At 49.8% G+C, this 20,504-nt stretch carries 17 protein-coding genes and 1 pseudogene; 14 read left to right on the top strand and 4 right to left on the bottom strand.

From position 1 onward, the window contains the following. Positions 1-421: 421 nt before the first annotated feature. Positions 422-997, bottom strand: a pseudogene (locus M2108_RS19515) (DUF2785 domain-containing protein); the annotation flags it as partial. Positions 998-1,009: 12 nt separating this feature from the next. Next, a complete protein-coding gene (locus M2108_RS19510) occupies positions 1,010-1,132 on the bottom strand; it encodes a hypothetical protein (RefSeq protein WP_277471029.1) in 123 nt (40 codons plus the stop codon). A gap of 603 nt (positions 1,133-1,735) precedes the next feature. On the opposite strand from M2108_RS19510, the gene M2108_RS19505 reads away from it, so the two are divergent. Then, positions 1,736-2,800, top strand: coding sequence for a suppressor of fused domain protein (locus tag M2108_RS19505; protein WP_277471027.1), 1,065 nt, complete (start codon positions 1,736-1,738; stop codon positions 2,798-2,800). Between the two features lie 304 nt (positions 2,801-3,104). After that, positions 3,105-3,662, top strand: coding sequence for a histidine phosphatase family protein (locus tag M2108_RS19500; protein ID WP_277471066.1), 558 nt, complete (start codon positions 3,105-3,107; stop codon positions 3,660-3,662). A 97-nt stretch (positions 3,663-3,759) separates the two neighbouring features. On the opposite strand, the gene M2108_RS19495 is transcribed toward M2108_RS19500, so the two are convergent. Then, entirely contained in the window at positions 3,760-4,620 is an 861-nt protein-coding gene (locus M2108_RS19495; protein ID WP_277471026.1) for a helix-turn-helix domain-containing protein, read from the bottom strand. Positions 4,621-4,784: 164 nt separating this feature from the next. On the opposite strand from M2108_RS19495, the gene melA reads away from it, so the two are divergent. From melA to M2108_RS19435, 12 genes are all read left to right on the top strand, one after another. Continuing rightward, positions 4,785-6,086 (top strand): alpha-glucosidase/alpha-galactosidase, encoded by a 1,302-nt coding sequence (gene melA, locus M2108_RS19490; protein WP_277471025.1) that lies wholly within the window; start codon positions 4,785-4,787, stop codon positions 6,084-6,086. Between the two features lie 29 nt (positions 6,087-6,115). Continuing rightward, complete coding sequence (locus tag M2108_RS19485; protein WP_277471024.1) at positions 6,116-6,322, top strand: LbetaH domain-containing protein; 207 nt, start codon at positions 6,116-6,118, stop codon at positions 6,320-6,322. Then, a complete protein-coding gene (locus tag M2108_RS19480; RefSeq protein ID WP_346780779.1) occupies positions 6,315-6,572 on the top strand; it encodes a DapH/DapD/GlmU-related protein in 258 nt (85 codons plus the stop codon). Before M2108_RS19485 ends, M2108_RS19480 begins: the two co-directional genes overlap by 8 nt. 229 nt (positions 6,573-6,801) lie before the next feature. Then, the gene (locus M2108_RS19475) at positions 6,802-7,443 is read left to right on the top strand and encodes a hypothetical protein (protein ID WP_277471023.1); all 642 of its coding nucleotides are present in this window, start codon (positions 6,802-6,804) and stop codon (positions 7,441-7,443) included. Beyond that, complete coding sequence (locus M2108_RS19470) at positions 7,440-7,784, top strand: hypothetical protein (RefSeq protein WP_277471022.1); 345 nt, start codon at positions 7,440-7,442, stop codon at positions 7,782-7,784. Before M2108_RS19475 ends, M2108_RS19470 begins: the two co-directional genes overlap by 4 nt. Before the next feature lie 272 nt (positions 7,785-8,056). Continuing rightward, positions 8,057-9,598, top strand: coding sequence for a response regulator transcription factor (locus M2108_RS19465; RefSeq protein ID WP_277471020.1), 1,542 nt, complete (start codon positions 8,057-8,059; stop codon positions 9,596-9,598). 25 nt (positions 9,599-9,623) lie between these two features. Next, positions 9,624-11,390, top strand: a complete 1,767-nt coding sequence (locus tag M2108_RS19460) for a sensor histidine kinase (RefSeq protein ID WP_277471019.1) — start codon at positions 9,624-9,626, stop codon at positions 11,388-11,390. A 242-nt stretch (positions 11,391-11,632) separates the two neighbouring features. Continuing rightward, a complete protein-coding gene (locus M2108_RS19455; RefSeq protein WP_277471018.1) occupies positions 11,633-12,943 on the top strand; it encodes an ABC transporter substrate-binding protein in 1,311 nt (436 codons plus the stop codon). A gap of 110 nt (positions 12,944-13,053) precedes the next feature. After that, positions 13,054-13,941: a carbohydrate ABC transporter permease gene (locus M2108_RS19450; RefSeq protein ID WP_277471017.1), complete on the top strand. Its 888-nt coding sequence runs from the start codon at positions 13,054-13,056 to the stop codon at positions 13,939-13,941. Then, positions 13,941-14,765 carry a carbohydrate ABC transporter permease gene (locus tag M2108_RS19445; RefSeq protein WP_277471016.1) on the top strand — a complete coding sequence of 275 codons (825 nt, stop codon included), beginning with the start codon at positions 13,941-13,943 and terminating at the stop codon, positions 14,763-14,765. The genes M2108_RS19450 and M2108_RS19445 overlap by 1 nt, the downstream gene beginning before the upstream one ends. 33 nt (positions 14,766-14,798) lie before the next feature. Then, positions 14,799-17,852: a beta-galactosidase, LacZ type gene (lacZ, locus tag M2108_RS19440; RefSeq protein WP_277471015.1), complete on the top strand. Its 3,054-nt coding sequence runs from the start codon at positions 14,799-14,801 to the stop codon at positions 17,850-17,852. A 447-nt stretch (positions 17,853-18,299) separates the two neighbouring features. Next, positions 18,300-19,229 carry a DUF6612 family protein gene (locus M2108_RS19435; RefSeq protein WP_277471014.1) on the top strand — a complete coding sequence of 310 codons (930 nt, stop codon included), beginning with the start codon at positions 18,300-18,302 and terminating at the stop codon, positions 19,227-19,229. A gap of 67 nt (positions 19,230-19,296) precedes the next feature. Here M2108_RS19435 and M2108_RS19430 read toward each other — a convergent pair whose 3' ends face one another. Next, a complete protein-coding gene (locus tag M2108_RS19430; protein ID WP_277471013.1) occupies positions 19,297-20,460 on the bottom strand; it encodes a KamA family radical SAM protein in 1,164 nt (387 codons plus the stop codon). Positions 20,461-20,504: the final 44 nt, after the last annotated feature.

The raw sequence follows: 20,504 nt of genomic DNA, 5'->3' as shown, positions 1-20,504 counted from the left end.
ACGTTTAAGTCCTGCTGGGTTATGATATCCGGAACAAAGCGAGTATAGCAATTTCGGAACACGACCTCATCGTCGTCGAATATCTGCATCCTTCACTGGCGTTTGCGATCACATCGCCCAGAGCAGCTTTTCAAAATGAAGAAATACACCGCCGCAAGCCCGGATCATTACATCATCTCGCGTTTAAAGCAGAGTCGAGAAAAGAAGTGGACGATATATATTTGAGCTTAGTGGAGATTGGCGCAACCCTAGTAGAACAGCCCAGGTTGTATCCGGAGTATGCTCCTGATTACTATGCGGTTTTCTTTAAGGATTTGGAAGGTATCAAATATGAGATCGTCTGCAGATAACACTCTGAACAGGGGAATATAAGGGGAGTTGGCGGCTATGCATAACCCTCTCCACCCCGATTCCCGTGTAATCAGGCATAGTATACTTTCTCTACTTGATATAACGTCTCCTCAATAGCCGGACAGAGGCCGGCATCTACTTTGTAGTATTTTACCCGGAAATAGAAGCTTTTCAAAAAGTTCTTTATGTTTTTTTTTTGCCTGAAGGCCGGCAGGAATTCGGGACTCTTCTCCACGTCAGCGAACCTTTGAATCCATTGCTCTACATAACTCTGACCGATTATCTTTCTATTTAAAACACTAATGACAGGTCTTACCATGCGCTCATCTTCCCCGTCGGAGTAAATCCGCTCTGTTAAGATCATCTTGTTGTAAACCAAATTTAAGATGGTTACAAGGTCATTCTGATCCAGCTCCGGGCATTGAGCCAACTCATTTAAAGCATCAGCTGCATGGGCTGTGGCGTGGGCCCAGCCTTTTTGTTCGTCGTAGCCGCGGTAATCGCGCTCTTCCCGGAAACTGTAAAATACGCATTGTTTAATCTGTTGAATATCCTTTTTTGAGAGAAAAGGGGATGCATTGTGCCTCGTGAAAAGGAGCGGGATGACTAGCATAGAAAAAGACCGGGTAAAGACAGAGTCTGTATCCGATTCACCAAGCTAACGCAGCTCCGCATCCACAGAACCGATGTTATCTATCATTTCCTGCACCAACGGGAATGGCTTGACAGGGGCCTGATAGCCGTTTTCTTTTATTGTTGTCAGCTTTTCTTTTAAATTCATACAACAGCTCCTTTCAGAAGTTATTCTTTTACTATAAAATAATGCAACGACCAGGGACAATGCACAATATTGTGCCGGGAAGTGTTGGTTTGGTAGAATTAAACAATATAGATCTACAAAAATCAGAAAAGGCCAGCTGGTATGGGACTACAGTTGAAAAGCGCTGAGAGCAGGTGCAGGGACATGAAACTTAGAGGAACACTTACGGAGCAGTCATTCCGAAAAGAATTACAGGCTTCAAAAATACATCTGTTTAATGATGTATCCATGCTGAGATTACTTTTCTCGTGGATATCGACTATGTCGTTACAATAGAATTGGACCGCTACGACCATGCGATAGCACCAATAGTTAGTGTGGATTCAATAGAAAGTCTGCACAAAGGCCTCAGTAAGATTAATCAGATCAGAATAGCCGTAGCCTTGGATTTAGCTAAAAGGGATCTGGAACAATGAACAAAATGAGTGGCACCTATGCGATACACCGAATACGTCCGTTTGAGAATAAGCCAATACCAGTCTGCAGGCAATGCCTGGTTAGTGAAATATTGCGTCGGGTAATATTGGAAATAATACATAGCTGCTGAATATAGGAGGAAGCAAAATGAGCGAGGAAGAAGTCGAAGCAACCGGCTGGGACGCCATTGATGAGCAGATGAACAGATTGTACGGTGAACAGGAGCCGAAGCATTACGGTGCTCTTATCCCTTATAGCCTGGGAGGCAAGGACCCGCTGCAGGGGATCAGTGCTTATAAGGCGGAGAAGCCTTATCCGCATTGGCATTTTGTAACGTACGGGTTCTCAGAGCTGTATGCCAAGGAGTCCAGTGACCCGGAATACAGCGGCTACGGTTTTGAGCTGACCTTCCGGCTAATCCGTAACGCTGATGAGGAGGAGCCTCCGGCCTGGGCACTGAATCTGCTGCAAAATATGGCGAGATATGTATTTTCGAGCGGAAATATTTTTGCGTCCGGACATTATCTGGATGCGAACGGCCCGATCTGTCTGGAGGCCGACACTAAGCTGACTGCGCTTGCTTTTACGGATGATTCGGAGCTTCCGGCGATAGATACGCCTAATGGACGGGTCGAGTTCCTGCAAATGGTGGGGATTACAGCGGATGAGCTGGAGGCAATGACCACCTGGAATACGAATGCCTTTCTGCATGCGGCGCAGGAAGAGCTCCCGTACTATATCACCGATCTCTTGCGTGATTCACTGCTGAACGTTCCCGGCATAAGGAATGCACTTCGGGAGGGGATTGAGCGTGACGGGTCGAGCACCGGCTTTTTCTATGTGGATCAGCTGGAATGGGAGCCGGGTAAAAGCCGCTTGTTCGGCAAAGCACCAGCCGTTCTGACGATGGGTGCCAAGCAGACCGAGATGGTGGCAAGACTCCTTAGCGCCCGTTTGTCGAAAGGCAAGGAGCTGGCTTTAGTCAGCCAAAAGTTGCGGATCATACTGCAGCCTGCGGCGGAGACGGCCTTTGAGGAAAGTGAACAGACTGTAAGGGTTAGCCTAAGTGAGGCGACTGCCCGGGAGCTCTCAGCGACACTTCTGCCTTTGGAGGGGGAATATAAGCTGTCCTCGGCCAAAGGGCTGATCTTGCGGGTGAACAAGACCTATATTAAGGATCAGGATGGCCAGGTGGTTGATACGATTGGTTGATCTATAGTTCTGAGAGTAAACTGCATCCGGTTTTTGGCTGTCTGAAGGTGCTTTAAGTGTACTTTGTACAACTAAAACACCTGTTTTTTTGCCGGAAAAGCGTTTAACTGCACTCTGTACACTTATATTTAAGAAAAAGCGCCCAAATAGGTTAACTGCTCCATTTTAATTGCACGAAATACACTTAAAACGCTGAAGTCCGATTTTACGCTGGATTTAATTGCACAAACTGCAGTTAAACCGTCTTACTCAATCTAACAGCAGTGAATTTGGCCAAAGCACCAGGAGGCTTAGCTTGAACACGATGCTTTATCTTATCCGCCACGCCGAGTCGCCCTACGTAGCAGGGAAGGAGCTCGAAAGAGGTCTATCGCCTAAAGGACAGCGGGATGCGGAGCGGGCAAAGGTGATTTTACACAATAGGGTCATAGACTGCTTTTATTCCAGCCCGTATGCACGGGCAGTCTTGACGATTACACCGCTGGCGCAGGAACGCATGCGCAAAATTCAGCTTATCAATGACTTGAGGGAGAGGACGATCGGAGATATAGCCGATACTGGCTTTTATGAAGCGAAAAGGCTGGTCTATCAGGACTTCACCTTTTCTTTTCCGCACGGAGAGTCTTCCGAAAGAGCCCAAAAGCGCGGTATCCAGGTGGTAGAGCAACTGCTCACGCAACATAAGGGAAAAAGTGTCGCAATCGGAATACACGGGGACATAATGACGTTAATGCTTCATTATTTTGATCCGCATTATGACTTTGACTTTTGGCAGTCCACATCCATGCCTGATATTTATAAGGCGGAATTTTCCGGTCTACAGTTAGTGAAAGTGACGAGAGAGTGGAATGAATACAGCTAACCATAACTCCGGGCAAAAACCAGTTACACACCCGATATAAGCCTGATTAGAGCCCTCCATAGCTCAATCAGGCTTATTTCGTATTATCCCCGTCTGCTCACCGCCGCAACCCCTCCCTGTACTGACTAGGGGACTCCCCCGTCCACAGCTTGAACTGCTTGGAGAAGTACAAAGGATCGGTGAACCCGCAGGAGTTACCCACCTGCTCCACGCTTAAATTCGTGCGCAGCAGCTCCTTGGCCCGCTCGAGGCGGACCTGATTGATGTACTGCTTGGGGGAGAGGCTGGTCAGCTGTTTGAACACTTTGGTGAAATGGGTACGGTGGTAGCCCAGGGAGGCGGCAAGTTTATCAATGGACACCGGCAGCATGTATTGGGTCTGGAACCAGCGGATGGCCTGCTCCACTGCACGTTCCGAGTCTGTTAAGGCATCGGCTGAGGAGTAGCGCAGCTTATGGACATTGAGGCGCGCAAATTCGGCAAGGAGAATGCGGAACCAGCCGTCCGTAGCTAAGGTTGTTACTGTTTCGCCGGACTGTTGTTCCAGCACCCGCTCGATACTTTCAAAAAGGCCTGCCAGATGCTCCGGATCGGCACCTCTTACGATGGGATCGGTAGTGGTGATTCCAGTTTTTTTCAGCATCTCCAGGGCACTCGGGCCTTGAATGGCAACCCAGCGGTAGCTCCAAGGCTCGGTGTGGTCGGCTTCGTAGCTGAATAACACACCGGGAAAAATAACAAAGGTATCCCCCTGACCAAGCCGGTAGCTTTTACCCTGCCAGACGAAGGTGCCGTAGCCGCTTTCTACGGTATGTATCAAAATGTATGGATGAACGGCGGGGCCGATTTTGTGGCGGGGTTCGGGCCTGGCAGCGCCGGCAAAGGTTATATTCAGATCAGCGTTTAATAGGTAGGGGTTAATCTGTATCCTGTACTCATAATGTTCCGGGTTTTCCATAGCGGCACCACCTGCATTTTAAAATGAATGAAAATAAATGATACTACAAATCTCCATGCAGAGGTGGCAATGTTCCATGCCTATTCAGCTGCTGTGAATTTATAGTAAAGGATATAAACAACATTATCAACAGAGTGGTAATAAACAAAAGGAGCGTATAAACAATGAGCAAAATTGTATTTTTAGGAGCCGGAAGCACTGTTTTCGCTAAAAATGTCCTTGGTGACTGCCTGCTTACGCCGGCCCTGCAGGATTTTGAGATTGCCCTGTTTGATATTAATCCCGAGCGTTTGCGCGATTCTGAAATTATGCTTAACAACATCCGCAAGACTTCTGGAAGCAGATGCAACATAAAGGCATATGCAGACCGTAAAGAGGCACTGCGCGGAGCCAAGTATGCGATCAATGCGATCCAGGTCGGCGGGTATGATCCTTGTACCATTACTGACTTTGAAATTCCCAAGAAATACGGCCTCCGGCAGACCATTGCGGACACAATCGGGATCGGCGGGATTTTCCGGAATCTGCGGACCATTCCTGTGCTGGACGAGTTCGCAGCGGATATCCGCGAGGTCTGCCCGGATGTGCTGTTCCTCAATTACACTAACCCGATGGCGGTGCTGACCAACTATATGAGCCGGTATGCCGGGGTGCAGACGGTCGGGTTGTGCCATAGTGTGCAGGTGTGTGTGCCGGAGCTTTTCAAATCGCTGGGAATGGATGATACGGGAGTTAAATCAAGGATTGCCGGGATTAATCACATGGCCTGGCTGCTGGAGGTTTCACGTGACGGGGTAGATTTGTATCCTGAGATCAAGAGTCGGGCTAAGGAGAAACAGCAGGCAGGGAAGCACTCTGATATGGTCCGGTTTGAGCTGATGAATAAATTCGGCTACTATGTAACAGAATCTTCTGAGCACAGTGCGGAGTACCATCCTTATTTTATCAAAAGAAATTATCCCGAGCTGATTGACCAGCTCAACATTCCGCTGGATGAATATCCGCGCCGCTGCCGCGAGCAGATCAGTAACTGGACGAAGATGAGAGATGAGCTTGTAGGGGATGTTAATCTGGAGCATCAGCGGTCGCACGAATACGCATCCTATATCCTTGAAGCCATCGAGACGGATGTCCCTTACACGATCGGCGGGAATGTGCTGAATACCGGATTAATCACGAATCTTCCGGATGAGGCCTGCGTCGAGGTACCGTGTCTCGTTAACAGAAACGGGATCAGCCCGACCTATGTCGGAGACCTTCCGCCGCAGCTGGCTGCACTGAATAGAACGAATATCAATACCCAGCTGTTGACGATCGAAGCCGCCAGAACCGGCAAAAAAGAGCATATCTATCACGCGGCAATGCTTGATCCGCACACGGCTGCCGAGCTGTCGCTGGATGATATTGTGGCATTGTGCGATGATCTGATTGAAGCCCACGGCAGCTGGCTGCCTAAATTTAGTTAAGGAGATTAAGGAATGAGTATGCCAAAAGAATGGCGATGCTGAGGGAAATGTTTGCGGAGATCGGCGAGAACTGCTACATTGAACCGCCGTTTCATGCGAACTGGGGCGGGAGACATGTCCATTTTGGCAAAAATATATATGCGAACTTCAATCTGACGATGGTGGATGATACGCATATTTATGTCGGAGATTACACGATGTTCGGCCCGAACGTGACTGTAGCCACAGCTGCGTGAACAGGCGTACCAATATAACGCACCCGTTACAATCGGCAAGAACTGCTGGATCGGCGCCGGCGCCGTTATTCTCCCGGGCATTTCGATTGGCGATAATACGGTTATCGGAGCGGGGAGTATCGTAACAAAGGATATCCCGGCTAACGTAGTGGCCATCGGCAATCCTTGTAAGGTGCTGCGTGAGATTAATGAGCAGGATGAGCAGTTTTATTTTAAAGGGCGGCGGATAGTGAGGGAGGATTTGGTGTAGGAGTTTGTTCAATTTTATTAAGCCTTAGCGGCCCCGTTCCTGTATTTATAGAGACCGGGGCCGTTACATGTATATGCAGTCATAATTCTCCGGCATAACTCGTAAATGTATTCAAGGGATTTTAGTTTAAGTAATGCAAGAGGTGAAGTTTAATACATAAAGGGATAATTTGGATGGTATAATCAATTAAATATATAATGAATATGATACAGGGTGCAGGAGTGAGGGCATGGATGAAGGAGTCACAATTGAAGGTTTAGACGGTCTACAAGTCATTACTAATGGTGCAAATGGTCAACAGTTTGAGGATCTTCAAAGCTATATGTTACTCCTCGAACATGAGGATGACGTTATAGAATCTGTGTTGGAATTGCGTGCCGAATGGGTGCTTAGCTCCAGTAGCCCACTCTCTCTTGCAATGGATAAACAGATCGCAGAAACATTAAGTTTACCACTAGGGAGCTATGAAACTCATATTGTGGCGGATTTGTCGGATGTTCAAAAGCAGGCAGTAAATGCAATTTTTGATGTCACGCAGCGTATTTTAAACCTTAGGGGCATATCACATTTAGTTGTGTATAGGGGACTTTGTTGGAATGAGCGCCCGGATTGGATGGACGAACATTTAGAAGTGGGACATAGATTAAAACTCGAAGATACACGAACGTTATCAAGCTGGTCTTTTGATCGAAACATTGCTAATCATTTTGCGGCTAATAAACATTTTGGTGTTGTGATAAAAGCCGAGATGTCAATTAAACGTGTGTTTGCTATAATAACTATATTGGATGAAGCAGAATCGGTCTGTATTACGCATAATCAAGATGATGTTTATGAGATAGTATCTATATACAGGAGGGGAACAGAATGACAAATTCAGGTGAGAATCGAACGATTACCGTCCGCGATACTCCAGAAATGGCTAATTGGATGCATCCCCAAACAGAAGAGCGAAGAGATTTAATCAGAAAACGTACACAGGAAGCGAAGGCACGCTTCTCAGAAATAAATCGAAATCCTATTTTGAGAAAAGCTATTGCGAAGGCGGCCAGAGAAGGAATTAACCCGAGTGTGGAAATTATCGTGGGCCCCAGCCATATTGTTACCATACGAAATGGAGTTCAAATTCCATCCAATAAGGTAGTGGTGCATCCTAAAATGTTAAAGAAATTCAGGCGGGTGCCTCTTACTGCGCAGCATAAAACCAATTGAGCAGGCTCGTTAAAGACGTGTAGTAACCATGTACATCTTATAGAGTACATGATTACTGCACGTTTTTTAGTTACCTACAGAGAAGTATTTACGAATAGATCATTCGCTTTATCACTCAATTGACAGTCCCCCACCGCATACCTATAATTTAAATCATTATGAAAGCTGTTTCACATTCCGATAGCCAACCTGTTTAGGTAAGATGGAACCCCTTGATCTAAGCGGGTTTCATTTTGTTTTTTGTCTTACTTTTGTCCGGAAAAGGAGAAGCCATGGAAACAACGTTATGCAAAATAGTAGTGGTGGATGATGAGATGCTGGTGCGGCAGGGGATTATTCATCTGCTGGACTGGGAGGGGGAAGGCTTTCAGATTGTCGGGGAGGCCTCCAACGGCCGTGAGGCGTTTGAGCTGATCGAGTCGCAGCGGCCGCATATTATCCTGACGGATATTGTTATGCCGGTAATGGACGGGGAGGAGCTGATCCGGCTCGTTAAGGGCATGTATCCGGAGATTGAAGTGATTGTGCTGAGCAGCTTCAGCGAGTTCGAATATGTGCGCTCGACGTTCCAGAGCGGGGTGGCCGACTATATCCTGAAGCCGAGGCTGGAAGCCGCATCACTGCTGGCCGTGCTGAAGAAGACGGCGCAGCGGATTCCGGTGCTCCAGCAGGTAGACTGGAGAAACGACAAGCGGCAGTCAGCCGGCTATATCCTGGATAAGCTCGTCTCCGGCTATCCGGTGGAGTATGAGGCTGAGGCGCTGCAGGAGATTTTCCCGTTTCCCGGTTATGCGCTAATCGTAGCGGATATAGGCGAAGAGGCAGCGGCCATCAGCCGCAAGGAGGAATGGCTGGAGAACAGCATCCGTTCGCTGCTGCAGAGCAGCGGCAATCCGCCGGCTTTCCGGCGGCTGTCCACGCAGGACGGGCATGTCCGGCTGCTGTTTAACCTGCCTGAAGACGGCAGGGAGGCGCTGATCAGGATGGCCGAGCAGGTCTTTACCACCGGAATCCGGGCCAATATGTTTCTGAGTCTGGCCGTTAGCCGGACCTTTACGGAGCTGCCGGAGCTGCACACGGTCTATTCGCAGGAGCTGATGAAGCTGCTGGACCACCGGTTTTTCCTGCCGGAACGCTGTCTGCTGGTGGATCATGGCGGAGAGGTCCAGCCGGGGCCTGTCTTTGACCAGGAGGCTTTTGCTGCAGAGCTAAACCGGCAGGAGTTCGATCAGGCTTTTGCCCGGTTAAGCGCTTATGTATCTTCGATGTCCGGCCGCCGGGATACAGGAGTGTCCGAGTTCAAGTCCTTCCTGTGCCACAGCATTTTTCAAATCATCGGCATGCTGCTGCAGTTCCATTATGAGGCCCGCGCTCTGGACGACAGTAAATATGAATACTTCCGCTCGATCCATGAGGCCCGGCATGCCTCTGAGACAGAGGCTAGACTGCTGCAGTTTCTGCAGGATGCGAACGAATGCGTTACGAAGAACCGCGGCGGAACACCGGCGATGCAGAAGATACTCCTGTACATCGACGAGCATTATTCAGGCCAGCTTACGCTGACCGAAGTCGCCAGGGAGTTCCATTTTAACCCGTCCTATTTGTCCAATTATTTTACCCTGCACAATAAGGAAGGCTTCAACGAATATTTAAACCGGGTGCGGATCGGCAAAGCCTGCCTGCTGCTGAAAGAGAACCCCGGCCTGTCGATTTCCGAGATCAGCAGCCTTGTCGGTTATTCAGACCACAGCTACTTTACCAGAGTGTTCCGCAAGCTGATGAACGTATCGCCAAGCCAATACCGAAAAGGATAATGCGGAAGCCAAGAAGGAGCCTGAAATGGGATTAATCGAAAAATGGCTCGGAAAGCTCAGAGACCAGAGCCTGTTCAGCAAAATATTCGTTGTTATGGTTATCAGCATTGTGCTCGTTACCGTACTGATTACTACAGTAACTGCACAAATGTCGCAGACGCTGTTTGTACAGACCTTCAGCATTACCAATTCAAAAATCATCGACCAGATTAAAACCGCACTGGATAACTCGCACTATACTACCGTCAATACAGCGATAAATGTCGGGCAGAGCGGGGTAATCCGCAGCTTCATGACCGAAAAGGACGGGAGCTCGCTGGCCAATTTCCGGCGGTATTACAGCATGCGGGACCAGATGGACCGTATTCAGTCCGGCATCGGGGCCGCCAACATCGGCCTGTCCATTCTGGGAGGGAACGGGAGAAGCTATACCAGCGATGTCACGTATTGGTCTGGCTCTTCTGCGCAGCTGAGGGACAATCCGATTACAGCGGCTGCGCAGGAGCAGGGCGGGAAGCTGTTCTATAGCTTTATGGACGCCAGCCCGCTGAATTCAGCGGGCCGTTATCTGGTTGCAGCGAAGGCACTGACTGCACCCGGGCTTACAGAACCATACGGCACACTGTACATGTTCACGCGCGAAAGTGATTTCCGCAAGAACTACGCCAGCTTTACGAGCCAAGGCAATGATGTCATGTTTCTGGATACGTCCGGGCGGATTGTGTCAAGCAACCGGACAGAGCAGATCGGCAGCTATTCGCCCGACCTCCTGAGCAGCGCGAAGCAGATTGCCGAGGCGGGGCTTGCCAGCCAGGAGCTGACCATTGGCGGAAGGGAAGTCATCCTGCTGGCCGATTATCTGCCGTCCTATAACTTTTATATTGTGAATCTGATTGATAAAAAGGAGACTATCGGCACGCTGTTTGATAAAAAGATGCTCTTTCTGATCGGCGGGGCGATTGCTGCGGTTGCGGTGCTCCTGATTTATTTTCTGACCAAACGCCTGACGTTGTCCCTGCGCACGCTGGTCAAAAAAATGTCCAATGTGACCAAAAAGAATTTCCATAACTATATGTCTGTCACCGGCAGCTATGAAACGAGGCAGCTGAGTACGGCATTCAACTATATGCTTAAAGAGCTGAATGACTATGTCGCCCAGCTGGTGGAAACGCAGAAGGAGCAGCGGAATGCCGAGCTGGCCGCACTGCAGCAGCAGATCAATCCGCATTTTCTGTATAATACGCTGGCCTCGGTTAATATTCTGGTGCAGCGGGGCAGCAAGGAGCAGGCGACGGAGACGATCCATGCCCTCATCTCGCTGCTGCAGAATACGATCAGCAATGTGAAAGAGACCATTACGGTGGAGGATGAGCTGATTAACCTGAAGCATTATGTCTTTATCAATCAGGTGCGCAACGGCAGCCGGGTCAAGGTAGAGATGTTTGTCTCTCCGGACTGTATGGGGGCTAAGGTACCCAAGCTGATTCTGCAGCCGTTTATTGAGAATGCCTTTTTCCACGCTTTCAATATCAAGACCTCGGGGTATATCTATGTCACTATCATGAAGGACCGTGATACACTGCACTGCGAGGTGGTTGATACAGGAGACGGTATGGATCTGGACAACAAGGAGACAATCCCGGCTTCGGCAAGCAGCCGTCAGCTGTTCAGCGGCATCGGCATCCGTAATGTCCATGACCGTCTGCTGCTGCTGTACGGTGAGCCGTACGGCGTAACTATCACCAGTACCCCTGGCCAGGGGACAAAAGTCTCTATCAGAATTCCTTGCTGAAAAAAACGCATTGAACCGCTGCCTTTGCAGCATACTATGACAGCTACGCCGCAAGCCGGCCTATTTTACCTAAAAAAAGTACGAAAGGAGAAAAATAATCCTAATCCATAGAGCATGGAAGCGGATACAAAAGACAATATTATCACTATTTTAACTAAAATCATTTCTAACGAAATGAGGTTCCAGAATGATATTCTGTTTAAAGAAAGCACTTTCAAATACATGTTAGGGGGATATACAACATGAAGAAAAAAGCTACCGCTCTACTGCTTGCCGGATTCACACTTCTGACCGCCTGCTCGAGCAATGCTAATACCAATAATCAGGCTAACACCGGAGCTGAAGGAAATGCAGCTGGCGGAAACCAGAAAATTACCGTTTGGGCATGGGACAAAAACTTCAATATCGCTGCCATGAACCTGGCTAAGGACGCTTATGTGGCCAAAAATCCGGATGCACAAATTGAAGTTGTTGAGTACGCACAGGATGACATTATCCAGAAGCTGAACACAGGCCTTAACTCAGGCTCCGCTTCCGGTCTGCCGAACATCGTGCTGATTGAAGATTACCGTGCACAAAGTTTCTTGCAAACGTATCCAGATGCTTTTCAGGAACTGGGCGATGCGATCAACACTGCTAATTTCGCTGAATATAAGCTCGGACCAACCAGCTTTGACGGCAAGCAATACGGCGTACCGTTCGACTCCGGTGTTGTAGGCCTCTATGTCCGTACCGACTATCTGCAGGAAGCAGGCTACACAGTTGACGATCTGCAGGATATCGACTGGCAGCAGTACATTGAGATCGGTAAAGCCATTAAAGAAAAGACAGGCAAAGATATGCTGACTCAGGACCCTAACGATCTGGGGCTGATCCGTATGATGATCCAGTCCGCCGGCTCCTGGTACCTGAAAGATGACGGAACAACACCTAACCTGAAAGACAACGCAGTACTGAAAGAGGCATTCGAAAGCTACAAAGAGCTGATGAATGCCAATATCGTAAAAGTCAACTCCGACTGGAGCTCGTTCCTGGCCGGCTTCAACAGCGGTGACGTTGCTTCCATTCCTACCGGCAACTGGATTACACCTTCTGTAAAAGCATCGGCTGACCAGTCAGGCAAATGGGCTGTAGTACCGTTCCCTAAACTCAAAAATGTGGCAAACTCCGTTCATGCATCTAACCTCGGCGGCAGCTCCTGGTATGTGCTGAACAATGACGGCAAAGAAGCCGCTGTAAAATTCCTGGGCGCAACCCTGGGCTCCGACGTTGATCTGTACCAGAAGCTTGTAACTGACGTTGGCGTTATAGGTACTTACAAACCGGCTGCTGAAGGTGAAGCTTATCGTGCGCCTGATGAATTCTTCGGCGGACAAAAGGTTATCGCCGACTTTGCAAAATGGACAGCTGAAATTCCGAACGTAAACTATGGTCTGCACACTTATGCCATTGAGGATATTCTCAAGGTTGAAATGCAGAACTTCCTAAACGGGACTGCGGTTGATAAAGCGCTTAGTGATGCACAGTCCCAGGCCGAATCCCAAATCCAGTAAAATGGCTGTTACACCTGATGGATCCGTTGTCCTCCTTACCTGCCGTCTAGAGCCAGGACGGAGGACAGCGGCTTCTCCTTTTAAAGATTTTCGCCTGTATAGAGAAAGGAATGAGAGCTGTGAACCATACCATGCGTAACCGCGCGAAGCTTACCGGCTGGCTTTTTATTGCCGTGGCCGTCATCATGATCTGTCTGTTTTACTTCTATCCGATGATCCAGGCCCTGCTGCTCTCGTTCAAAACGGGTGCGGGTGCCAACCTTCATTTTGACGGATTATCCAATTACAAACGTCTGCTTAGTGATAAAACCTTCTTTACAGCAGTCAAGAACACCTTCTTGTTCCTGATTGTACAGGTGCCGATTATGATCGTCTTTGCAATGATGATCTCGGTGCTGCTGAATGACAGCAAACTGCGCTTCAAAGGCTTTTTCCGTACAGCGATCTTCCTGCCTTGTGTAACCTCACTTGTAGCTTACTCCGTAGTGTTCAAATATCTGTTTGGCAATGACGGTCTGATTAACCTGGCTTTAATGAACATGCACATCCTGTCTGAACCGATCCAGTGGATCTCTGATCCCTTCTGGGCGAAAGTTACGATTATCATTGCCATTACCTGGCGCTGGACAGGATACAATATGATTTTCTTCCTCTCCTCGCTGCAAAACATCGACAGTTCCATTTATGAAGCTGCAAAAATTGACGGTGCTTCGGGCCCGAGACAATTTTTCTCGATTACCGTTCCGTTGCTCAAGCCGATCATTCTGTTTACGTCGATCACCTCGACGATCGGTACCCTGCAGCTGTTCGATGAAATTATGAATATAACCAAGGGAGGTCCCGGCAACGCGACGCTCTCCATTTCCCAATATATTTACAATCTGTCGTTCAAGTACACACCTGACTTCGGATACGCCGCGACTGTGTCGTACTCCATCGTATTAATGATTATTGTTTTGGCCTTCCTTCAAATCAAACTGGCAGGTGATGATAAATAATGAGAAGCTTACGCCGTGCTCCAATTTATATTTTTCTGTCGATTGTAGCGTTTGTTTCGATTTTCCCGTTTTTGTGGATGATTATCAGCGCCACTAACCTTTCGGTCGACGTCACCCAGGGCAGAATGCTGCCCGGAACCGCTCTGTTCGACAATATCAGAAAGCTTACAGAGTCAATCAATCTGGTGCCTGCGCTCTGGAATACGCTCAAAATCGCTCTGACCACAACCGTTCTGGCCCTGCTGGTCGCTTCCCTGGCCGGCTACGGATTTGAAATTTACCGCAGCAAAGCGAAGGATATGGTCTTCAATCTGTTATTATTATCCATGATGATTCCTTTTGCCGCGCTGATGGTTCCGCTGTATCAGATGTTCTCCAAGCTGTCGGCTGCTGCTCCGCTGATCGGGGTTAATACAGTCGCTGCAGTGGTTCTTCCGACCTTTACGACGGCGTTCCTGATCTTCTTCTTCCGCCAGAGCTCCAAGATGTTCCCGCGGGAGCTGCTTGAAGCCGGACGGATTGACGGATTATCGGAGCTGGGCCTGTTCTTCAAAATCTATATGCCGACGATGAAGACGACTTACTCCGCTGCCGCAATCATCACGTTCATGTCCAGCTGGAACAATTACCTCTGGCCGCTGATCGTGCTGCAGACTCCGGAAAAACGGACGATTCCGCTGCTGATCTCGAACCTCGGCTCCAGCTACTCCCCGGATTTCGGCGTTATTATGGCCGCAGTCGTTATCTCTACGATTCCGACAGCACTTGTCTTCTTCCTGATGCAGAAGCAGTTCGTTGCCGGTATGGTGGGATCAGTGAAATAAGGATTGAAAGCTCACTTTCTATCTAAGGAGGAAATGAAATTGGCAGTTACCCCAAGCCTGAGCTGGCTGGAAGATCCGGGCACCTTCAAGGTAAACCGGGTGGAGGCTCATTCGGACCACCGTTATTATACAAATATGGCTGAGGCAGAGGCCGGAGCGCCGATGGATATGCGCTTCAGCCTGAACGGAAGCTGGAAATTCAGCTATGCGCCGAATCCGGCAAGCCGTGTGGAAGCTTTTTATAAGGAAGAATATAATTGCACCGGGTGGGACAACATTCAGGTTCCCGGACATATTCAGCTGCAGGGCTACGGCCGTCCGCAATATGTCAACACGATGTACCCTTGGGATGGGCTGATTGATCTTCGTCCGCCGCATATCTCTCCGGATCATAATCCGGTCGGCAGCTATGTTAAGGAGTTCCGCCTGCCGGAAAATATGGAGAACGGACCGCTGTTTATTTCCTTCCAGGGTGTGGAGTCGGCGTTCTATGTGTGGTTGAATGGTGAATTCGTCGGCTATGCCGAGGATAGCTTCACCCCTTCAGAATTTGACCTTACACCGTTTATGCGGGCAGGCAAAAACAAACTGGCTGTTGAGGTGTACCAGCGCAGCACCGGCGGTTGGCTGGAGGATCAGGATTTCTGGCGTTTCTCCGGCATTTTCCGTGAAGTGTACTTATATACGGTGCCAAAAGTTCATATCCGTGATCTCGAAGTACGGGCTGAGCTGGACGATACTTATACGCAAGGCAGCCTGAATGTAACGATGCGGCTGCTGGATACGCCGCAGGAAGCAGTCAGTGCCAAGCTTGAGCTGAAGGACCGGGACGGGGAGATTCGTCTAAGCAGCGAGGGTGTGTTCGACGGGCAGGAGCTTACGCTGTCGGGAGAAGTTGCCGATGTGCTGACCTGGAGTGCAGAGAATCCTTATCTCTATACCGTTTGTCTCACTTTGACGGGAGCAGATGGAGCGGTCGTAGAGGCTGTTGTGCAAAAGGCCGGCTTCCGCCGGTTCGAGATGAAGAATAAGCTGATGTGCATCAACGGCAAGCGGATTGTATTCAAGGGCGTCAACCGCCATGAATTCAACTGCCGCAGCGGCCGCAACATTACCCGCGAGGATATGCTGTGGGATATTGAGACGCTGAAGAGAGCCAACATCAACGCTGTGCGTACCTCGCATTACCCGAACCAGACGTTATGGTATGAGCTGTGCGATGAATACGGGGTTTATGTCATCGATGAAATGAACCTGGAAACCCACGGCTCCTGGCAGAAGATGGGCGCGGTTGAGCCGTCCTGGAATATTCCGCACAATGATCCGAACTGGCACGACATCGTGCTGGACCGTGCGATCAACATGGTGGAGCGGGACAAGAACCACCCGTCGATCCTGATCTGGTCCTGCGGTAACGAATCGTATGCAGGGCAAGTCATTCTGGATGTGGCGAACTGGTTCCGCAGCCGGGACAACAGCCGTCTCGTTCACTATGAAGGCGTGTTCTATGACCGCAATTATAATGATACAAGCGATATGGAGAGCCGGATGTACGCGAAGCCGGCTGACATCGAGGAATATTTGAACGCTAATCCGGACAAGCCGTATCTCAGCTGCGAATACATGCATGCGATGGGCAACTCTGTCGGCGGCATGCACAAATATACGGAGCTTGAGAATAAGTACCCGATGTACCAGGGAGGTTTTATCTGGGATTACATCGACCAGTCGATTCTGAAGAAGGACCGTTATGGTAACGAGTTCTTCGCTTACGGCGGCGACTTCGGCGACCGTCCGACGGATTACAGCTTCTGCGGGAACGGCATTGTCTTCGCTGACCGGAAGTGGACACCGAAGATGCAGGAGGTTAAATTCCTGTATCAGAATTATAAGCTTGCACCGGAGCAGACAGGCATCCGTGTTATTAACGAAAGCCTGTTCGCAGGCACGGATCATCTGGCACTGGAATACAGCCTGTACTGTGAAGGCGAACTGCTCGGTAAGTGGACAACCGATGTTGACGCTGCCCCGCAAAGTGAAGTGTGGGTACCGATTGACCTTCCGCAGACAGAAGGAACGCCGGGTGAGTACAGCATCCAGGCTTCCCTGGTACTGAAGGAAGCTGAGCTTTGGGCCGAGGCGGGATATGAAGTTGCCTTTGGCGAGCATATCTTCAATGTGGAAGCCGGGCCGGCTGAACTGCCTGCAGGTGCCCTGAAAGTGGTTGAAGGGGATGTGCAGATCGGCGTAATTGGCGAAGGCTTTACCGTAATCTTCTCCAAGCAGGTCGGATCGCTTGTGTCACTGAACTACCACGGACATGAGATGATTGAGGCTCCTCCGGCTCCGCTGTTCTGGCGGGCGACTACCGATAACGACAAAGGGACCCAGCTCGGATACCATGGCGGTGCCTGGTACGCTGCCAGTCTGGCCCGCAAATGTGTAGAGGTAAGCCTTGAAAAGCAAGAGGGTGCAGTAACGGTAAGCTTTGATTACCGGTTCAGCATTCATGAAAAGCTTGAATTTAAAACGGCTTATACCGTCTATGCTGACGGAACAGTAAGAGTTCATACACGTTATACCGGTGCTCCCGGACTTCCGGATGTGCCGATCGTGGCGTTGTCCTTCAAGATGTCGGCTGACTATGAGCAGTCAGAGTGGTATGCGATGGGACCTGAGGAGAACTACATCGACCGTGCATTCGGCGCCAGACTTGGCGTGTTCAGCCGGAAGGTGCAGGAGCTGCCGTCCCGCTACCTTGTGCCGCAGGAATCGGGCAACCGTACCGGCGTCCGCCGCGTGAAGATTACCGATAACGCAGGTATCGGGCTGCAGATCACAGCTCCGGCAAGCGCTCCGGTGGAGTGCACTTTGTCGCCTTACACTGCATTCGAGCTGGAGCATGCCGCTCATCCGTTCGAGCTTCCGCCGGTTCACTACACTGTAGTAACTGTTGCCGGCAGACAAATGGGCGTCGGCGGTGACGACAGCTGGGGCGCACCGGTTCATCCGGAATACAGAATTCCTGCCGACCAGACGCTGGAATATGAATTCTTCCTGTCCGGTACGGGATTGGGAGAGCGATAATTTAATATTGCAGAAGTGATACCGGCCCCGGTCTGATGGCCATCAGACCGGGGCCGGTTTTTGTTTGGTGCGAGTGAATACGCGGCATTTAGTTGGAATTTCGGCACTTAATTTCTTGAATTTCTGAATAGTGGAGTTATTAGTTGGAGAAACCACACTTAAAATTAGCTGTAGCTTCTAATAATGGCCAAATCCGCAGAATTAAGTGGCGTTTTTACAACTAGCAGAGTGATTTTAGGGTTTTGCCCAGAAATAGATGACGAATTTCCACTTAGCTTAGTCAGGACTGCCACTAGAGGAAGACTCATTTACAGGTAATTAATCCCATGATAAATTATTGGAGGGACAAGCGTCCTGCAGTACCACACTAAAGATCGGATACCCGGGAGACAGCCATGGGAGAGGCTTGTTTTGGCCGGCGTTACCATCCGAGAAGGGGATTTCGGGATGAAAAAAGTACTAAAAACAATCGGCACAAGTCTGGTAGCGGGGGCCTTGCTGCTGTCGGGAGCGGCTGGAGGGGTGTCCGGTCCCGGGACGGTATCGGCTGCCGCAGCAAAAGCACCTGCTGCAAAAGCACCTGCTGCAAAAGCACCTGCTGCAAAAGCGCCTACTGCAGATCAGGTAATCAGCAAAGTGGCAGCAGCGGCGAAGACACTAAAGAATTTTCACATTGATGTGACCAAGAAACAGGATGTGCAGAGCGGCGGCGTGAAGATCAGCAATATTAACACGCTGAACCTCGATATCAACCGCCTGCCGGCGTTTGCTGCAGCAGGAAGTGTAAAGGTCAGTCTGCTGGAGACTTCTTATGAGCTGTACGCTAATGACAAAGAGTTCTACTATCTGGTGGATGGCAGTGAGCTTATCGCTGATTCCGAAGAAAATTATGAAGATAGTGAAGATGGAAGCAGCACTGATGTGGTGACAGACGGAGACGGAGAGCCGATTGATCCGGATGCGCAATATTGGATCGACCTGGAGAAGGAGGAATGGGAAACCTTTTACTCTAAAAGCCAGTATGATCCCGCAGCTATACTCGATTCCGTCAAAGCTTACAAAAAATCGATGAAAGTAAGCACAGCAGGTACACAGACTGTTATGCAGTTTACACTGACCGATCCGGCAGCGGCCAAGGCGGTCATTACCTTATATGATCAGGAGAATCTCTGGGATAGTGAGACCCTGCTGCCCAAGAGTGTAACCTGGAAGGTATTCGTCAACACCAAGACATGGCAGACAGAGAAGCTGACCGTTGATCTGAGTTATGTATTGGCTGCTGACGGAGCAAAGGATACATACACCACCAAAATTGAAGCTAAATACTCCAAGAACAATAAGACTGCACCGATTGTAAAGCCGGCTGAGCTGGAATAGGAGTCATTATATTGAACAGCCCAGGTGAGCACGTGCTCACCTGGGCTGTTGCTGTCTAACAGAAACCTTACTTCGCAATAACCGTCTCTTGCGCCGCTGCAACAGCTGGAAGGCTGCCCGTGCTTTTCTTCACAGGTTTACTCCAGTACTGCTCATTTCCCGGCAGGTCATCGAACCATTCAGCGTCTTCCGGGCAGTCGAGGATCATGAATTTTCCGTACTCCTGCTCCCGGGACTGATGATATTTGAGATAGGCTTTGCCTTGCTCAATGGCCAGAATTTCAATTTTGCCGGAGGAGTGGCTCATGGAGAGCCGGACTCTTTTGCCAAGGCCCGAGGTTCTGGCTTTGGCTTCCTCGACGATCCGGTACACCTGCTCAAGCGGCAGGACGAACTCACGGTTGCCGGCGATCGGCCGGTTAATAAAGAAATAGTAGGGCGTGATTCCGGCCCAGGAGAGTCGGTCGAGCAGTTCACCCAGAACGGCGGGGTCATCGTTAATGCCCTTAAGCACCGGAGTCTGGTTGACGATAATTGCACCGGCATCATGCAGGGCTCTAACGGCCCGCTTGGCTTCAGGTGTAATCTCCCGCGGATGATTGATATGCGCCATGATGTAGATCCGCTTGTCTACAGTAGAGTGGGTGCGGATCAGCTCCAGCAGCTCGGGATCCTGGGAGATACGCATCGGGTTAAATACCGGCAGCTTGGAGCCGAGGCGGATGATTTTAACATGCGGAATGGCCCGCAGGCTCTCAATGATGAAGCGCAGCTTGGTCGTCGAGAGAATCAGACTGTCGCCTCCGGTCAGCAGAACGTTGTTGATCTCCGGATGGGCGGCGATGTACTCGATTCCGGCGGTAACATCGGAGGCTGCCTCCTTAACATCATTGCGGAACAGCCGTTTGCGGAAGCAGTAGCGGCAGTAGGCCCCGCAGACCTCGGAAACAATCAGCAGGGCGGTAGTCCGGTACTTGTGCTGGCAGCCCGGTACCACATAGTTGGCCTCCTCATCAGAGGCATCCCACTGCCCATACTCCATGAGCTCTCCCTCTCCGGGAATAACGAGCTTACGGATGGGATCATCCGGGTCTTCCCAGTCTATTAATGACAGATAATAGTCATTGGCCCGGAATACAAACTTCTCGGTAATTTCCTTTAGTCTGGATCTTTCGGCTTCGGGCAGCATTTCCATTTTGTTAATATCGGTTATGTATCGTACCTTTTGCACATGAATCTCTCCTTTGTTCTCATAATGGCGAGTGCAATAGGGAG

The sequence above is a fragment of the Paenibacillus sp. PastM-3 genome, from assembly GCF_029893965.1.
In the GTDB taxonomy this organism is placed as follows: domain Bacteria; phylum Bacillota; class Bacilli; order Paenibacillales; family Paenibacillaceae; genus Paenibacillus_AQ.
This window is presented reverse-complemented; position numbering and strand designations above follow the sequence as displayed.